Origin of the sequence: Shewanella oncorhynchi (genome assembly GCF_030848765.1) — a bacterium.
GTDB classification, from domain to species: Bacteria; Pseudomonadota; Gammaproteobacteria; order Enterobacterales; family Shewanellaceae; genus Shewanella; species Shewanella oncorhynchi.
Window position 1 is genome coordinate 3,912,207 of the sequence record NZ_CP132914.1, and the last position, 17,471, is coordinate 3,929,677.

11 protein-coding genes and 2 riboswitches are annotated in these 17,471 nt (G+C 44.6%); of the genes, 6 read left to right on the forward strand and 5 right to left on the reverse strand.

Annotated features, from left to right (window positions below):
• The first annotated feature begins 261 nt into the window (after positions 1 to 261).
• Positions 262 to 1,593, forward strand: a complete 1,332-nt coding sequence (locus RA178_RS17440) for a Na+/H+ antiporter NhaC family protein (RefSeq protein WP_131525979.1) — start codon at positions 262 to 264, stop codon at positions 1,591 to 1,593.
• An 888-nt stretch (positions 1,594 to 2,481) separates the two neighbouring features.
• A complete protein-coding gene (locus RA178_RS17445; RefSeq protein WP_306683045.1) occupies positions 2,482 to 3,192 on the forward strand; it encodes a 23S rRNA pseudouridine(2604) synthase RluF in 711 nt (236 codons plus the stop codon).
• Between the two features lie 162 nt (positions 3,193 to 3,354).
• Here RA178_RS17445 and RA178_RS17450 read toward each other — a convergent pair whose 3' ends face one another.
• Complete coding sequence (locus RA178_RS17450; protein ID WP_263168098.1) at positions 3,355 to 4,812, reverse strand: OmpA family protein; 1,458 nt, start codon at positions 4,810 to 4,812, stop codon at positions 3,355 to 3,357.
• 429 nt (positions 4,813 to 5,241) lie between these two features.
• On the opposite strand from RA178_RS17450, the gene RA178_RS17455 reads away from it, so the two are divergent.
• Positions 5,242 to 5,604, forward strand: a complete 363-nt coding sequence (locus RA178_RS17455; protein ID WP_263172440.1) for a hypothetical protein — start codon at positions 5,242 to 5,244, stop codon at positions 5,602 to 5,604.
• A gap of 460 nt (positions 5,605 to 6,064) precedes the next feature.
• Here RA178_RS17455 and RA178_RS17460 read toward each other — a convergent pair whose 3' ends face one another.
• From RA178_RS17460 to gbpA, 3 genes are all read right to left on the reverse strand, one after another.
• Positions 6,065 to 8,221 (reverse strand): S46 family peptidase, encoded by a 2,157-nt coding sequence (locus tag RA178_RS17460; protein ID WP_306683048.1) that lies wholly within the window; start codon positions 8,219 to 8,221, stop codon positions 6,065 to 6,067.
• 269 nt (positions 8,222 to 8,490) lie between these two features.
• Positions 8,491 to 9,666: an aromatic amino acid transport family protein gene (locus RA178_RS17465; protein WP_173248682.1), complete on the reverse strand. Its 1,176-nt coding sequence runs from the start codon at positions 9,664 to 9,666 to the stop codon at positions 8,491 to 8,493.
• A gap of 563 nt (positions 9,667 to 10,229) precedes the next feature.
• Positions 10,230 to 11,675 (reverse strand): N-acetylglucosamine-binding protein GbpA, encoded by a 1,446-nt coding sequence (gene gbpA / locus RA178_RS17470; RefSeq protein ID WP_306683050.1) that lies wholly within the window; start codon positions 11,673 to 11,675, stop codon positions 10,230 to 10,232.
• A 123-nt stretch (positions 11,676 to 11,798) separates the two neighbouring features.
• Positions 11,799 to 11,898: riboswitch (cyclic di-GMP riboswitch) on the reverse strand.
• A 223-nt stretch (positions 11,899 to 12,121) separates the two neighbouring features.
• Positions 12,122 to 12,225, forward strand: a riboswitch (yybP-ykoY riboswitch).
• An 83-nt stretch (positions 12,226 to 12,308) separates the two neighbouring features.
• On the opposite strand from gbpA, the gene RA178_RS17475 reads away from it, so the two are divergent.
• Positions 12,309 to 12,863 (forward strand): TMEM165/GDT1 family protein, encoded by a 555-nt coding sequence (locus tag RA178_RS17475; protein WP_131524629.1) that lies wholly within the window; start codon positions 12,309 to 12,311, stop codon positions 12,861 to 12,863.
• Between the two features lie 50 nt (positions 12,864 to 12,913).
• Here RA178_RS17475 and norR read toward each other — a convergent pair whose 3' ends face one another.
• On the reverse strand, positions 12,914 to 14,521 hold the full coding sequence (gene norR, locus RA178_RS17480) for a nitric oxide reductase transcriptional regulator NorR (protein ID WP_306683052.1): 1,608 nt from the start codon (positions 14,519 to 14,521) through the stop codon (positions 12,914 to 12,916).
• A gap of 226 nt (positions 14,522 to 14,747) precedes the next feature.
• Here norR and norV point away from each other — a divergent pair, with 226 nt between their 5' ends.
• Both norV and norW read left to right on the forward strand, forming a co-directional pair.
• The gene (gene norV, locus RA178_RS17485; protein WP_028761590.1) at positions 14,748 to 16,277 is read left to right on the forward strand and encodes an anaerobic nitric oxide reductase flavorubredoxin; all 1,530 of its coding nucleotides are present in this window, start codon (positions 14,748 to 14,750) and stop codon (positions 16,275 to 16,277) included.
• On the forward strand, positions 16,270 to 17,436 hold the full coding sequence (gene norW, locus RA178_RS17490) for an NADH:flavorubredoxin reductase NorW (protein WP_028761591.1): 1,167 nt from the start codon (positions 16,270 to 16,272) through the stop codon (positions 17,434 to 17,436). Before norV ends, norW begins: the two co-directional genes overlap by 8 nt.
• Positions 17,437 to 17,471 lie beyond the last annotated feature (35 nt).

The window sequence follows — 17,471 nt, forward strand, 5'->3', positions numbered from 1 at the left end:
CTAACCCAACCTAAACACAAACAAGTAAAATATTGATTAATAATTAAAATAAAGACTAATTTTCATCTTATACAACCTATTAATAACCTAGCGATCACAACGGAAGTAAAAACATCTAGACGTCTAAATTGACAGGTTGTCAGGGATCAAATATGCTTTGCCTCAAGTTGCTAGGATACGATGCCGCGGCAACACTGAATTTAAGCGAGTTTGACTGCCAAGGATCCTGCGGAAAAACCCTAAGCGAAAGAGAGATAACATTTGAGCAATCCAACAGCAGCACAGCACAGCCCGGCATCTTTTATTGCCCTGTTGCCATTATTTGTTTTCCTTGGTCTTTTCATTGGCGCGGGTGTGTATTTCCAAAGCCAAGGTGTCGACTTTGCCTTCTATCAATTACCCAGCGTTATCGCTATTTTACCTGCAATCATTCTGGCGTTGATTTTATCAAAACAGAAATTAAATCAATCGATTGATACCTTTATTGGCGGTATTGGTCACAGCAATATTATTGCAATGTGTTTAATTTACTTACTTGCAGGCGCCTTCGCTGCAGTCGCTAAAGCCACTGGCGGCGTCGATGCTACTGTTGCTCTTGGTTTATCGTTAATCCCATCGAACCTGTTACTACCTGGTTTCTTCGTGATTGCCGCTTTTATCGCAACGGCCATGGGAACCTCTATGGGGACAATCGCTGCTGTCGCTCCCATCGCTCTAGGCGTAGCCGACCAAGCGCAAATCGACTATGCACTGATGGCAGGAGCCGTGATGTCTGGCGCTCTATTTGGTGACAACTTGTCGATTATTTCCGATACCACAATTGCAGCTACGCGCACCCAAGGCTGTGATATGAAAGATAAATTTCGTGAAAATTTGATTTTCGCTATTCCCGCATCACTGCTAACTTTAATCGCCTTTGTATTTGCCGGACAAGGCCAAGCAGAATTAGCAACGCAGAATATCGATCTTATTAAGGTCATTCCTTATCTGACCATTTTGATCTTAGCTGTGGCAGGTCTGAACGTATTTGTGGTCTTGACCTTAGGTATCTTATTAGCGGGCGCAACCGGCCTGTTTACTATGGATTACGGTGTGATCCAATTCGGTAAAGATATTTATGCTGGCTTTAGCAATATGCAGGAGATTTTCATTCTGTCTATGCTAGTGGGTGGTTTAGCCGCACTCATGCAGCAGCAAGGTGGTCTTGCCTTTGTGAGTAAACAGATTGAAAAGCTGATCACTCGTTTCTCCAAGGCGCAAGGTGAAGCTTCATGCCGCGCTGCTGAGCTAGGCATGGCAGGTATAGTCGCAGTGACTAACTCTTGTGTGGCTAACAACACAGTTTCTATCGTGGTGACGGGTGATATTGCAAAAGACTTAGCAGAGAAACATGGCGTGAGTCCGAAACGTGCCGCCAGCATACTCGATATTTTCGCCTGTATTATCCAAGGTTTAATCCCGTATGGTGCACAGGCACTCTTGATTGCTTCAACCTTTAGCATCACGCCATTAGCAGCGGTATCACACGCTTGGTACTGTATGATTTTAGCCGCAGTGGCTGTTGCTATTGTAATTTTCCGCAAACGACACTAAATGATATTTGAATGCATGAGTAGAATCTAACGTTTATGACAAGGAACGCACTAGGCGTTCCTTGTCATTTTAAAGCCCTCTTTTGACGAAAAAGCATTAACTCGCTTGCCTTCATTAAACAATTCAGGCAAGTTACCGCATTCAATGTGGTCATCTCCCGTCAGTATATTTTTAGTCCCCCATGAATCCTCTTTATCACCAAGAACCAAGTTATTACGATCTACATCGTCTTATTACATGGTTGATTGTAGGCGCAGCCTTTATTAGTGCTTCTGGAGTTTTAATTGCTATTTATGCTGAATATCAAAACGTTGGAGTTCAAGTCTTACAAATACGAGCTGATTTTTTAGGTAACTATATCAACTCACCCCTCGCTTATGTGTTTAATTTAAGCTTATTAGCTGCAGGGCTCTGCATACTCATTTCAATGACCGGGCTCTACTTACTAAAACTAGATACGTTTAGCCAATGCATAGCACTTACAGGTGCTTGGGTAGGAGTCTCTGTGATTTTGATGGGAATATTCCCCATTAATTTTTTGAGCATACACAGAATAGTTTCAACGAGTTATCTATTAAGCACCCTCATCTTACACAGCCTTGTGATTATAGCGGGGATAGTGCCTCGGTTTATTTGCCCAAAGCCACTGTTCTATTTGAGCCTGATCAGCTTTTGTAGTGCAGTGAGTTTAACCCTGCAATTAGATTGGACAATATTGGATTTCCCTCCCTGTGTGCCCCAAACACACTTTTGTCCTGTCTCAGCCAATATGTGGCTCCAAACTAACTTGAGTATCATTTGGTGTTTAAGCCTAGCCTTTGCAATGCGGCGCCTATCAAAAATACTGTATCATCGCGCCCAAGAACGCCAAATACTTTAGGGTAATCCATGCGCTTAGCAAAATACCTCGCCCAGTGTGGCATAGGGTCACGCCGTGAAGCCTGCCGTTTGATTGAGGCTGGGCGCATCACACTCAATGGCGGTATCGCCCGCCACACAGATCCCATCTGTTTGGACGAGTCATTACACTGCCTCGACCGTATTGAGTTTGATGGCAAACCTATCACTAAAACCGAAACACTCGCCTATTGGGTATTGAACAAAGCAGTGGGCACGGATTGCCGTCTGCTTGAGCAAGATGAAACGAGCCTCATACACCTGCTTCCCAAAGCGCCAAGACTCTACCCCGTCGGCAGACTCGATAAAGATTCTCGCGGCCTACTGCTGTTAACTAACGATGGTGAGCTGACCCATAAACTGATGCACCCCAGTTTTGCCCACAGCAAAACCTACCATGTGCGCCTCGATAGGCCATTCGCAGATGATTTTGTTGAGCAAATGGCAAGTGGAGTGAATTATAAAGATGTGCAAACCCTGCCCTGCCAAGTCCGCCGCCTCAGTTCGGACAGCTTTGAAATCGTGCTGACTCAGGGACTAAATCGACAAATTCGGCGTATGTCCAGCGCCTTAGGCTATAAGGTAATTGACTTACAGCGCGTCGCATTAATGACATTAACGCTAGAATCCTTAGCCGAAGGAGCGATGCGGCCACTCACCCCACAGGAAGTTGCAGTGCTTAAAGCCGCAGTGACAATTTAGAGAAAGACAAGTGGCGAATACACTCAAGCTACTAACCTCAATTTTAGACAAATGCCCGCGCGAACAATATCTTCCAATGAACTCCAATGAAGATAGAAACGCCTGAGATGACTCAGGCGTTTCTATAAAACGAAGCTCCCCTTTCAAGCTTATTAATATGAGCTACTTTTTATCGGAACGAAGTACTAACTCCACTCTGCGATTCAGTTTTTGTCCGGCGTCATTAGTATTGCTGGCGACAGGGCTATATTCCCCGTTACCGTGGGCGGTTAATTGGGCCGACGGAATTTGAAACCCGTCACTCAACTGCTTAATCACAGCTGCGGCGCGGCGCTCCGACAGGCTTTGATTGTAACTCCGCTCGCCCTTGTCATCGGTATGTCCAACCACATAGAAACTCAGTGTCGGATGCTGCTTAAGATAGCTTGCCAGCACCTCCAGTACAGGTTTGGACTCAGGCAACATGCGCTCACTGTCATAATCAAACAGCAATCCCTCCAACGTCGCCTTGCCAGTTTGGCTAATCGCATCGGTCAAAGCATTGAGGTCAATCGCCACTCGATCATCCTTCAGAGTAGAGAGTTCCATTACCCTGAGGGTAGTATCGGCAGGTGTGCCATCGAAATATCCTTGGGAATAGATATCGAAGTAAACATCGCCCTTTGCGTGACTAAGCTTAAACAGCTGATACTCCTGCCATTCGTCCTCTTTATCGTCCTTGATTAATTTGATGGCATTAATCAGGCTATCATCGTCGCCGCAAGCCGTGCCTTTGCAATGGAATACCCGCTCTGCTGCAAGCTTTTGTGCGGCTGCGGCATAATTGCTGTTAATTTCAAACAGGGAATAGCTTTCAGGCATCTGATAACTTATTTGGGTAAGCTTGGCGTCCAGCGATTTGGTTTGATAATTTGCGCCCGAGATCCCCACTAATACAGGCACTTGGGTAAAGTTAGTTTGTTTGTAACTTGTAATATAACTGCCGGGCATACGTCCCAGCAAAGGATGGTCTGTCGAGCCTTGAGCATCGTCACTACGCCTATCTTTAATCTCAATGTTCTTCGGCGCCTGCTGTAAAAAGTCACTATTCGCTTGGATTAAGTCCAGCGGCTCAGGGATAGCGTCGAGAATATCGACTTGCAGATAGGTATATCTGTCCTCGCGATTGACGACATAGATACTGGTGTAAACCTCACCGCGAGTACCTTTCAGTTTTGCCGCCACGTAAGCACTGTGATAGTCGGCATTCACGCTTTTAAGCGGCTTTAGCTGAGTTTGCATGGCTTGACCATCACCGCAGGTGACGGCCTGACAACTAAATAACACTTCAGCATTCAGCTTTTTTAGCTGTGCCAAATAGTTATTGATAACATGCTCAGGACTATACCCCTCTGGTAACTCAACGCTTTGTCGAGTCAATTTCCCCGATACAGGCAACAGAGTGAACTTGTCACCATTCACTGCGGTGATAAGTTCAAAGGGCGTAAAGTGGATGCGCTTTTCTTCAGGCGATTTGGCGTCAGGAAAGGGAGTAAACAGCGATTCAGCATTCACCGCAAAAGTGGCGACACCGCAGGTCGCGGTTAAAAGTACAGCACTCAATAATGTCTTATGTCCCATAAATAATCCTTTTCTGTGGGGAATCTAGCTCTCGCGAATCAACTAGATAAAGAAATAGTGATGGGATAATACGATAAAAATTTTTATCTAGGTATAAACGGCATAAAAGTAATACTTTTTATTGAAAAGGAAATACACAGAAGAAATAAAGAGAGAATATAAAGCCCTCCATCTTTAAATAGCACACAGAAGTGGAGATGCCGCGAACATACGAATATGAAGAGCAGCCATGTCCGCCGTCAACGGTCACAGTTGCAACAATGCCAATCCTCACTAACCCACTAGCTTTTCATTCAGCTAAAAAAGCTATTGCCCCAAAATGATTTTTGTGCCACATCAGCACTTTGCAAGTAATCCGCTAGTTGAACAAATTTTAGTAATGCTTCAAAGTGACCAAAGTAACGGTGGTAATTCAATTTTGGATAAATTATGACTCGTAGATACCTCACTATTGAAGAAGCGAATTCCGCGCTGCATCGCGGAAAATTAGTTGAGATATTCATCGGAGGGTTTACTCTCAATGATGAAAGGTGCATTCGTTGGGCTTCCTTTGCAAAGACGGAGAAAGGTATTAGCGGTAGTCTTTGGGAAGTTTATGACCAAGGTTCAGAAGATTACCTAGATATCTATACCTTTGACTCTCCAACAGGTGAGTACTATGAGCCGGTCAAAGTGGTACATTCTGAAAATATCGAGAATGCGACTAAAGAGTTGGGTATAAGTTCGCTCAATTTTGTAAACCAAGGCGTTGTTCAAGATGAATATGGTTCTTACCTTCTATCACACACATAACAAAGCCAAGCATCTTTGCGCGCTGGACCTCGCTGCGCTAGGCTGCTGTGGGCGGTATTAATCCATAGAAATATTAATCCCAAACCAATGGGTTAGAGTAAAAAATCTAACAAGGTTATGTCCCAAAGTATGTTACGTAATCTTTTAAATCTACAGGTTCCGCTAATGCTAAAAAGGCGAGCTATGGTGATTTGCGAGACGACCGTCCGCCCCATGGACGGGGCGGTCGAGCATCCACGGATGGACTTGCTGCGAGTCGGTGAGCTAATACCATAGCGAAGCTATCTCAACAGCTATCAGCAGTCATTGCACAAAAAAATAGCGATAAACCCAGTGAGTTTATCGCTATTTTGTTGTCTTGTTATTTCAGTATTCTTAAAGCACTAAATCGCACTTGAATGCTGATAATCCAAATTCACTATGCCATTATAGGCCGCACCATTGCTGGTGCGGCAATGGATTACTTAACGATTTCCATCTCAGCTAATAAATTGTCGGCATGATCTAAATACTTCATTACCCACAGCATATAACGGCTGTCGACATGAATAGAACGGTTAATCTCGTTATCAAATGCCCAACCGCCGATAATGCTTTCATACACACCGTCGAACAATAGGCCGACGAGTTCAGCACGGCCGTTTAAGGTCGGTGAGCCAGAATTTCCGCCAGTAGTATCTAAAGTTGATAAAAAGTTTACTGGTACAGAATCTATTGATTTCATATAGAAATCACCATATTGCTTCTGCTTAATCAGCTCTAACTCTTTCTTCGGTGCATCGAATGGGTCAACACCCGTGTCCTTTTGCACTATGCCTTCAAGGCGAGTGAATGGCACGGCCACTAAGCCATCTTTTGGCGAATAACCTTTCACATGGCCAACTGTGACACGTAAGCTTGAGTTAGCATCGGCATACACTGGCTTACCTTGCTCTAGGTTGTAAGCAATAATGGCATCCATATATTGCGGACGCACCTTCATTAGTTCACCCGCTAGTTCTTTTTCTTTCTTTTCTTCAGCCATATCAGTGTCATACATAGCGACAGCGAATTGAATGAAAGGATCTTTAGAGGCTTTAAAATCGGCAACGGATTTATCCATCCACGCCAGACGAACATCTTTCTTACCTAACTCAGTTTTGGCGTACATTTTATCTAAGGTTTTAGAAAGCTTAGCTTCACTAAACTTTTTATCGATACCAAAGGCTTTATCCAATGCGGGTAGGCGCTGATCTTCTGGCAGTGCGGCGTAGCGTTTTAGCATGTCGAGCAATACCGCTTTATCAACGCTTGGCGCATAACGACGGTCGATACGCTCCATGCTGGCTTTTAGACGTGTCATATCACGATCTTGGAAGCCCGGTTCACGCTGCATATCTGGCAGTTGTTTCTCGTTCGCGAGGCGATATAAGCTGCGCGCCGTCGGCAACATAGTCGTACTGCCTATGTAGCTTAAGATCATGTCACGCTCTTGATGCGTTTTGCCTTTGGCAATCAAGGCATCTAATTCCGCTAAGGTTTTACCGTATTTCGCTTCACGACTGCTGTCTTTGGCTATCCACGCCGCAAGCTTAGCTTCGAGGGCTTTACGGTCGGCCAACATGGTTGATTTACCGTAAAACTCGATCATAGAAGTGAAGTTTTTCGCGTAATTTGCAAGGCCAGCAATTTGACTCTCGTACTTAATACGCTCGTCGCTGCCCTCTGGCGCGGTTTCTTTAATGATCTCTATAAAGCGTTCACGCAGCATTTTGCCTTCGGGATAAGCCCACTCAAACTCATTTTGAACTTCAGTGGCTGTGCGATATCTGTTGGTGCGACCTGGGTAGCCTGCCACCATCACAAAATCACCCTCACTCACGCCTTTAGCCGATACTTTTAAGAAACTTTTTGGCTCGTATGGCACGTTGTCGCTGCTAAATTCTGCGGGTTTACCCGCTTTAGAGACATAAGCACGGTAGAAAGAAAAATCGCCTGTGTGACGTGGCCACATCCAGTTGTCTACATCGCCGCCGTATTTACCCACGCTCGCGGCTGGGTTATAGACTAAACGCACATCACGGATTTCCAGTTGTTTAACCAGATAATATTCGAGACCACCGTGAAAGCTATACACTTGGCAACGGTAACCATCTTCTTTTTCACATTCAGCAACTAACGCTTTTTCTTGGCTTTCAATGCCTTGATAGAAGGCGCTGCCCACTTTACCTTCAAGCCCGTTTTTAACTCGCTCAGTGACATTAGTGACATCTTCAGTCACATAGACACGTGAGCCTGGGGTCGCAGGTAATTCATCGGCGAAGGTCTTAGCTAAAAAACCATCCTGCAACAGGTTTTTCTCAGGAGTGGAGTTGTATTGAATCGCTCCATAGGCACAGTGATGGTTAGTCACGACTAGGCCCTTTGGCGATACAAATGATGCAGTGCAACCGCCGAGGCTTATCACGGCATTCATCGGGAATTCGGTGAGTTTAGAAATCGATTTTGCATCAATTTCAAGGCCTTTTGCTTTCAGCTCATCAGCCATAGCAGGCAGTTGATGGGGCTGCCACATACCTTCGTCAGCCTGTGCGCCAAAACTAGCGGCCACGGCAACTGTGAGTAACCATTTTTTCATTGTGTTAAGTCCGTTTTATGTGAATGAAGCCACGCGCAAGCTGGGCCATTTTCTCGTTTTAATAGCGTTGTTTTAATTTTAAATAACTGTGCTAAAACCCAGCATCACTCGCTTTAAAACCTAAAAAGCAAAAAGTCAGGCCGGGGCCTGACTTTATCACATGCGACACTCTCTATAACAGACTCTGAAAAACTCGCTTACAAAGCAAATACATTTAATCAAAGTTACCCAGATGTATTCGCTAAAAAGCCCTCATCTATCGCAATGAATTAGATCCCAACAAATAGTTGGGCACCCACAATCACGGCACCTAACAAGCCTGCAATGACTAATGCAACAGATCCGCCAGACACTTGATAACCACCCAGCTGCGACTGACGTTGACGCAGTGCCATAACAATTGGCAAGAAGATAATCATCACGACCAATGGTACGGCCGCAAATCCCAGTACCGCCACAAAGCCTTCAGGCAAATACAAGGCACACAAAACAGGCGGAATAAAGGTGAGTAACCAAGTTTGAATACGACCGGCAAACGTTTCTTTGGCACGAGTTAATTCGGCGATAAAGTCATATAAACTTAAGGTCACACCGAGGAATGAGGTCACTAAAGCTAAGTCAGCGAATAATGAAATACATTTGCTGATCCAAGGCGTATGAGCAATATCCTGCAATGCCGTGACGAGTGAAGGTAGTGAACCTTCAAAACTATTCACCTCATATCCGCCTACTGTGCCTAAAGTCACCAATAACCACAGAACATAACAAGCGAGTGGGATCGTCGAGCCGATTAACAACACCTTACGCAGTGATACCGCATCGCCATCGAGATAACGCACTAAAGTGGCGATACAAACGTGGAAACCAAACGAAGTAAACACTACGGGAATTGCCGCCATCCAATTGCTGGTCATAGACTCGGCAATCGCGCCAGTTGCCATGCTAGCAATACTGACTTCGGGCAATAAAAATAATACCACCACCACGAGCAATAGAATCATTAACGAAAATAGGAAACGTGAAACTTTATCGACCCAAGCAACACCTAGCGCCGCAAAGCCACCGAGCACCAGTGTAAATAACAACACTGCGACTTGATTATCGAGCACGATATCAAACATGTTCTTCGCTTTAAGCACTAATAGCGATGACCCACCGGTGAGATAAGCGGCGGTCAAAGCAAATAATAAACTTAAGAAAGAAGCGCCTTGAATTATTTGACCTTTTTTACCCAGTAACTTACCCGTAATAGCATGCACGTTATCCCCCACGCCAGTGCGTAAGTTAATTTCGAGCATAAGTAATGAGGTATAGGCGGACACGCCCCAAATAACGACGAGTAACACTAAAGCAGGGATAATACCTAAAGCCGCTGTGGCTAAAGGTAACGCTAACATACCTGCGCCAATGGCCGTCCCGGCAACGATGGCGATCGAGCCTAACATTTTTGAATTCACACAATAGTCCTGTTCAATAATTAATTATTATTTTATTTGAGTAAGATTTGAACCGATAAAGCCTTGCGTCTTAAATCGAAATAAGCGACACATCACTTAAAGCATCCAATCAGATCTCGACCTAGCAGATCAATTGGCCCCAATAGCTTTTGAATGTTTCAACCCAGTAGCCATTGAGGCTAACTAAATCGATTATTGAAAAATGGCATGACTTTCAATTGTGATAGCCCAAATTAATGTACCGATATAAGCATCGATTAAATAGATAGTTTGGGACATTAACAGAGCCAAACCCAGTGGGCAAGCCAGTTGTGAACAAAGAAGGGTAGCAAACGGTACGGTAACAACTTAATAGCGCTGTGATAAACGAAAATAAACAAGCCAACAAAAGCGCTACCTTTGTTGAAAATATATCGGATGCAGCATTGAGCTTAAACCGAGGTAAAGCGCATCTTTCACCATCGAGAGCATGCAAAATATGGGCTTAAACACACGGATATGTTTAAGCCCAATGACACCTTTTTGAAGCTAGGTTAGCTCAAAAAGTTAATTTACAGCTCAGTCCACGCCATAGCCCAAGAAGCGCCAACACCTGGCTCAAATCCTGTGGCAGAAGCCGACCACTGCACGCAATAGCCGCTATAAGGGAATGGCTTACATTGATACACTTTGCCATTTTTAGGCTGTAACACTGTAGTACCTGCAACGTAACCTTTCACGCCTGCTGGGAATACAAAATCAGCTTCTGGTGCAGGAGCTTGATCCTTTAAGAAGAGATCAAAGTTCTGCTGAATAACATCACCTTGTTTAGGCTCAGCTTTTACCTGCAAATGATAATGCCCAGCTTTAGGCTCAACGACGTCTAACACTAAGCTAGCACTGGTATTGTTAACAGTTTGGCTCACAAAACCTGCCGCTGTGCCATCATGGCTAAACAAATACGCTGACACTAGCATCTCGGCGTTACTGGTCACATCAAAGCTGACCTTCGCCGCACCATCGATAATTTGATAATCGTCGGCAAGTGAAGTGACTTCTAAGCTGTTGCCCGGAGCAGGAGCTAAATCAAATCCTACTTCGACACGCTCAATACCTGAGTTTTTCGCTGTAAAAATGTCGTTTTTGCCATACACAGGCTCAATCACACCCGATGCATTTTTTTGTCCCGCTTTTAACTGGGACTGCTGGGCATTAATCGCGCTTGCTAATAGGAAAGGCCAATTTTGTTTATCACCTTGAGTCGCATCGCTAATGGTAATGACTGTTTGCTTAGCCGCTTGCTCACCATTGGCGTCAAACACCCGGGTCATCACTTTATCGCCTGCTTTTAGATCGAGTGACGGATTGATATCCCCCACATCTTGCCATTCACTCGGCACAATAGGACCCGAGCCCAAGTTCACATCGATAGCATTGTAGAAACTATTCGTCGTATCTCCCACTTCCCACACGGCCAAGATCACTTGATAACCACTGCGACCTTCTGGCACGTAGCAGTCATGGGTCACTAACTTAGGCGGCTGTTCCATACCACCATCAACTACGCAAAAGGGAGCTAAGTCAAAGCTCGCTCGGCTCAAAGCTTGGTTTGGGTTCCAATCTTGGCGAGTTAAATAGTAACGCCAATTACGGGTGACATGATTTGCAGTGAACTGCCAACTGAATTTATTCCAGCCCGATTTAATATCCGTCTTTGCCCAACGGCTCGGACTTTGTTCATCCAAAGGTGAAAAAGCACCATTGCCAGCACTCGCCAGTTTGCCATCAGCAGGACCTGATTCAGGAAAACCCGATGGCCCCTCAACACTTTGTGGCTCCCATTGCACCGCACCACAATTGGCATTTTTACCTGTTTTACAGGCATATGAACGCGATTCAGGTGCCACAACATAACCGTGCGCCTGCGCAGAGATACTCACAAACGCATTCGTCGCCATTACTGCCGCGGCCAATAAACTCAATTTAGAAATAGGGGAAAAAACAGTAGAATTTGCCACTTTAATGCACTCCATTGATTGCCTATCATCCTAAACATAATGATAGGCTTAGATATAAAAGTGGTATTTGGGCAAACAACAGCATTAAACAGCAGTCGTTTATCTTTCACAGAAATCGAATTCTGCGGCAACTCCGCTATCTTAGTTCACTAAAAAATCCATTTACAACCTTAGACCGGAAGCTTTGCGTCCTAACTTTTCAATTAGTTTGCCAAATACAGTCGTTATCATTGAGTCACTACGAGTTAACAGTATGTAACTAAGTAGAAATGACTTGGCTAAATTAGCAACAAAAGACAACGTTGTCAAAAAATAATTCATTTATATTCATTAAGTTACAGAATGTGAATCGGTATTTTTCTGACACCCGTCAAACATTTATCAGCACCTACTGTTATAAACTCGTGCTTGAAACTAAATCTTACCTAGGTATAATGCCCACCTCGCTTCGGGGGAGTAGCTAACTGGATTTCGAGCCATCGTCATCTAGGGTGAACATCAACATACTTGGCAACATGCCATGGTGTTCACAGCAAATCATAGATTTGCCCAGCAAGACCTGAGCACAATGACCGCACCTAGGGGTGGACGGTTTATTGTGCTTATGTCATAACCACCCCTAAAGGATCACACTTGGAAGCCCTACTTGCCTCAACCTTTACGGTTGCTATCGCCGAAATTGGTGATAAAACTCAATTACTTGCACTAATCCTCGCCGCAAGATTTAAAAATAAAACCGCCATTATTTTAGGTATTTTGCTGTCGACATTATTTAACCATTTTGCCGCAGCTTGGATTGGCCAATGGGCCATTAACTGGGTAAGCCCAGATCTTGCACGTTATTTAGTGGCCGCGTCCTTCTTTGCAATCGCTCTTTGGGTGTTAATCCCCGATAAAGTCGATGCAGAGGAGAGTCGTTTCTATAAAATGGGCCCCTTTCTCGCCACCTTTATCCTGTTTTTTATCGCCGAAATGGGGGATAAAACGCAAATCGCAACTGTGGTATTAGCCGCAAAATACGATTCATTAACTATGGTGGTTGCTGGCACAACCTTAGGTATGCTGCTTGCTAACGTACCCGTAGTGATCGCAGGCCACTTCAGCGCCGAAAAATTACCTATGTTGTGGATACACCGTGGCTGCGCCGTATTGTTCGCACTCTTAGGCGTAGCAACACTGTTCTTCTAAGAATCGAGGCTGGGGTTTTGCTGCAGAATAAAATCTCTTCACGCAATATTTTATTCTTTTAAACCTAACCGTTTTGCAAGTCGGTGCAAATTACCTGTATCGATTTGCAATATTCTTGCACACGCAGCCCAATTTTGTTGATTCGCGGCTAAAACTTGACGAATAAGTTGACGCTGATATCTCTCAGTCGCAGCCTTAAGCCCCAGCATAACACTGGAATTATCTTTCGATTGTCCCTCAAGACAGGCCGACTCAGACCTAAATGCTAATTCACTGGCTGGCGTTGCGGCATCTGATGGTCTATCTTCGTCGACTGTTCTGTGTGCTTGATTCATCAAAGAATCGAGCTGAAAATGTTTATCACTTAAGCTGATATAAGCCGTTTTTAGCTCGGCTTTCGCCAACACCGCAGCCCTGTGTATCGCATGCTCTAGCTCACGCACATTACCCGGCCATGTGTATTGCTCTAATAACTGCTGCGCTGCGGGTGTGATATTGATATGGGTGAGTCCTAACTTCGCTTTACAACGTTCAAGAAAAAAACCTGTCAGCATAACAATATCTTGCCCACGCTCTCTTAATGGTGCTACGTGGATAGGAAATACGCTCAACCTATGGTAAAGGTCGAAACGAAAACGCCCTTCCGTTGCCTCTTGGTGCAAAATTCGATTAGTGGCGGCAATAATCCGAGTATTCACTTTTAGGCTCTTATCACTGCCCACTCGCTGTAATTCACCGTATTGTAAAACCCTCAATAACTTAGCTTGCAGCCCCAAGGGAAGCTCCCCGATTTCATCTAAAAACAAGGTCCCCTTGTCAGCGAGTTCAAACTTGCCTTGCCTATGACTGATAGCCCCCGTAAATGCCCCTTTTACATGTCCAAATAACTCGCTTTCGGCGACGGACTCAGGCAATGCAGCGCAGTTCAAATAGATAAGTGATTTATCGGCTCTGGTCGATTGATTATGTATCGCCGCGGCCACTAACTCCTTACCCACGCCAGTTTCGCCAGTAATTAATACCGATAAATCAGTGCCTGCCACGGCACTTATCTGCTGCTTTAGCGATTGGATCTGTTTGGATTGCCCTATGATCTCCTGCTGACTAGCAGGACGATTGAGCACCTCAGTGCCATTGGAAACTTCAACAACTTGGGATTCTAGCTGTTGCATCAATAACGCAGTATTAAGACTGGCTGCGGCCAGTGCGCTGATCACACGCAACTCGCTATCACTAAAATCATCAAACTGATGAGGGTTGAAACCATCAATGGTGAGCGCCCCAATTAAGCGATCGTTCGCGATTAGTGGTAAACCAATGCAAGCATGTACATGTAAGTTCGCACTATGATGTGGAATTAAACCATCATACGGATCAGGAAGTTCACTGTCGGCCGGGAAACGAACCACATCGCCAGCACGGGCGATAGCCTCTAATCTCGGATGTTCACTAATTTGAAAGCGCCGCCCTAACACTTCGGCAAAGAGCCCATCTATCGCCAAGGGGACAAATTGCTGCTCCCGAAATGCCAATAATGCCGCAGCATCACAATTGACACGCCGCCTGACCACTGCCAACAAACGCTCAAATCTGTCTTGCGTCGACACGCCGACAGTTAAATCTAAGGCTAACTGAGTTAAATCAGCATGGGCACTCATAGTACATCCACAGTCAAATAAAGTCATATTGACAACAGTGTAATGTCAATTTGACTAATATCAAATTGTCATTATGACATCAGCAAGTGATTTAAAATGTTGAAATACGCTAATACCAATAAAAATCAAAACCTTAAAATATTGGCATGGTGAGTGCAATAAGAGATTTAACTAAATAAGCAAGATTTACGTAGCGCATTCATTATTAATTATCACAGGTGTATTTATGACTATTCATGTAAAAAACAATATCCACTGGGTGGGTCAACGCGATTGGGAAGTGCAAGATTTTCATGGTACTGAGTACAAGATAACTAAAGGCACAAGCTACAATAGCTACCTTATCCGTGAAGAAAAAACCGTGTTAATTGATACAGTTGATCATCGGTTTAGCCAGCAATTCTTACAAAATCTTGAAGCTGAAATTAATTTAACCGACATAGACTATATTGTGATGAACCATGCAGAGGAAGACCACTCAGGCGCCCTGACTGCATTAATGGCCAAAATTCCTAACACACCAATTTACTGCAGTGAAAATGCGGTCGACTCCATTGTAGGACATCACCACCACCCAGAATGGAATTTCATTACCGTAAAGACAGGTGATAGTTTAGCAATAGGCAATGGTAAGCAACTGATATTTATCGAAGCACCTATGTTGCATTGGCCAGATAGCATGATGACATACCTCACCGAAGATGCGGTTTTATTCAGTAACGATGCCTTTGGCCAGCACTATTGCGATGAACATTTATTCAATGATGAGGTTGATCAAAATGAATTAATGGAGCAATGCCTACGGTACTACTCAAACATTTTAACGCCCTTTAGCAGCCTAGTAACGGCTAAAATTCACGAAGTATTAAGCTTTAATTTACCTGTAGATATGATCGCAACTTCACACGGCATTGTGTGGCGTGATAATCCAGCCCAAATTATTCACCAATATTTAGCTTGGGCCGACGCTTATCAAGAAGACCGCATCACGATTCTCTACGACTCTATGTCCAATAATACTCGCATGATGGCCGACGGTATTGCTCAAGGTATCCATGATATTGACCCCAATGTAGCGGTAAAAGTGTATAACGTCGCACGTCATGATAAAAACGAAATCCTTGCACAGGCATTTAGGTCAAAAGGTATTTTAGTCGGCTCATCCACCATGAATAATGTGATGATGCCTAAAATTGCCGCCATGCTTGAAGAAATCACGGGCCTGCGTTTTCGCAATAAAAAGGCGGCAGCTTTTGGTAGTTATGGCTGGAATGGCGGCGCAGTCGATAGAATTCACACTCGTTTGATGGATGCTGGTTTCGAAACTTCAGTGGGATTAAAAGTCAAATGGCGTCCCGATCGTGATGCGATGCAAGAATGCCGTCAGCACGGCCAGCGAATCGCGCGAGAATGGGCATTGCGTCCCCTCGATAGCGCTAATAGTCGCTCTATCATTAATCAAGTCATGTCAAAACCTAGCCAAGCCACCACGGCCAGTCAAACAGCTGAAAATACTGCTACTAATAACGTCCCTATGACTGCACCGATTGCAACAAAAGCGTGCGAATTAAATGATACACAATCAATGATTTGCACCGTTTGCCAATGGGTTTACGACCCTGAAAAAGGAGAACCTAATCAAGATATCATTGCTGGCACACCTTGGACTCAAGTGGCCGAAGACTTCCTCTGTCCCGAATGTGGCCTAGGTAAAAGCGTTTTCGCTGTCATAAAAAATGAGGTGACTAATGCCTAAGCCAATCGTCATTATCGGCAGTGGATTCGCGGCATATCAGCTAGTCAAAACACTGCGACGTTTAAACCGCGAACAACCGATTACAGTTATCACAGCCGACTCTGGTGACGAATACCATAAACCAGATTTAAGCCATGTGTTTAGCCTTAAAAAAATGGCGTCAGACCTCATAAAATTGACCGCGACTGAATTTGCACATGAGCAACAAATTGATGTGATAAATCACTGTGAAGTCATAAAAATAGATAAAGTTCGTCAGGTAGTATGTTGCCATCAAGGACGCGAAATTGCGTACAAAAAATTAGTGCTTGCCACAGGTGCACGGCCCTTTATTCCACCTATAGAGGGGGATGGCGTCGATATCATCCATACAGTTAACAGCTTAATGGAGTATCAGGCCTGCGAAGCAGACATCCATGGTGCGAGGAGAGTACTGGTTATCGGTGCTGGTTTGGTCGGAGTTGAACTGGCAATGGACTTAGCAACTGCAGGTAAGCAAGTATTTTTGGTCGATCCACAAGCGAGCTTAATGCCGAATATGCTACCCGAAATGTTAAGCCACAAACTGACCGCTGTACTAACGCAGCATAACGTCACAGTGCAATTGCAAACCCGAGTCAGCCAACTGCAACACCAAGATGGCAGTATCTCTGTGTGCCTAGATAATGACCAGCGGTTTATTTGTGATGCGGTTATCTGTGCAGCGGGACTTCTCCCTAACAGCCAACTTGCCCAGCATGCGGGGCTAGAGGTCAATAAAGGTATCGTCGTTAACGAATACTTACAAACCAACGATGCCCATATTTATGCGCTAGGTGATTGCGCCCAAATCAACGGCCAAAATAGGGCCTATTTGCAACCTGCGTTACTGAGCGCCAATGCGCTGGCGAACACATTACTGAACCAACCGACAGCAGTGAATTTTCCCGCCATGCTCATTAAAGTGAAAACGCCACTGTTACCTATGCAACTCAGCGGTATAACAGTGAATGGCGTCCATCGCTGGCAAGTCGATATTGATGCTCAAGGAAGCAGTATTAAAGCATTCGACGTGGATGAAACATTTATAGGATTTATCGTAACCGAGGATAAAATGCAGCAAGCATTTGGATTGTTAAAGCAGCTAAATAGCCCTAACGCGGCACTCATCGCGGCCTAAGAGCACATTAACGAGAATGTTAATATTATTGTCGC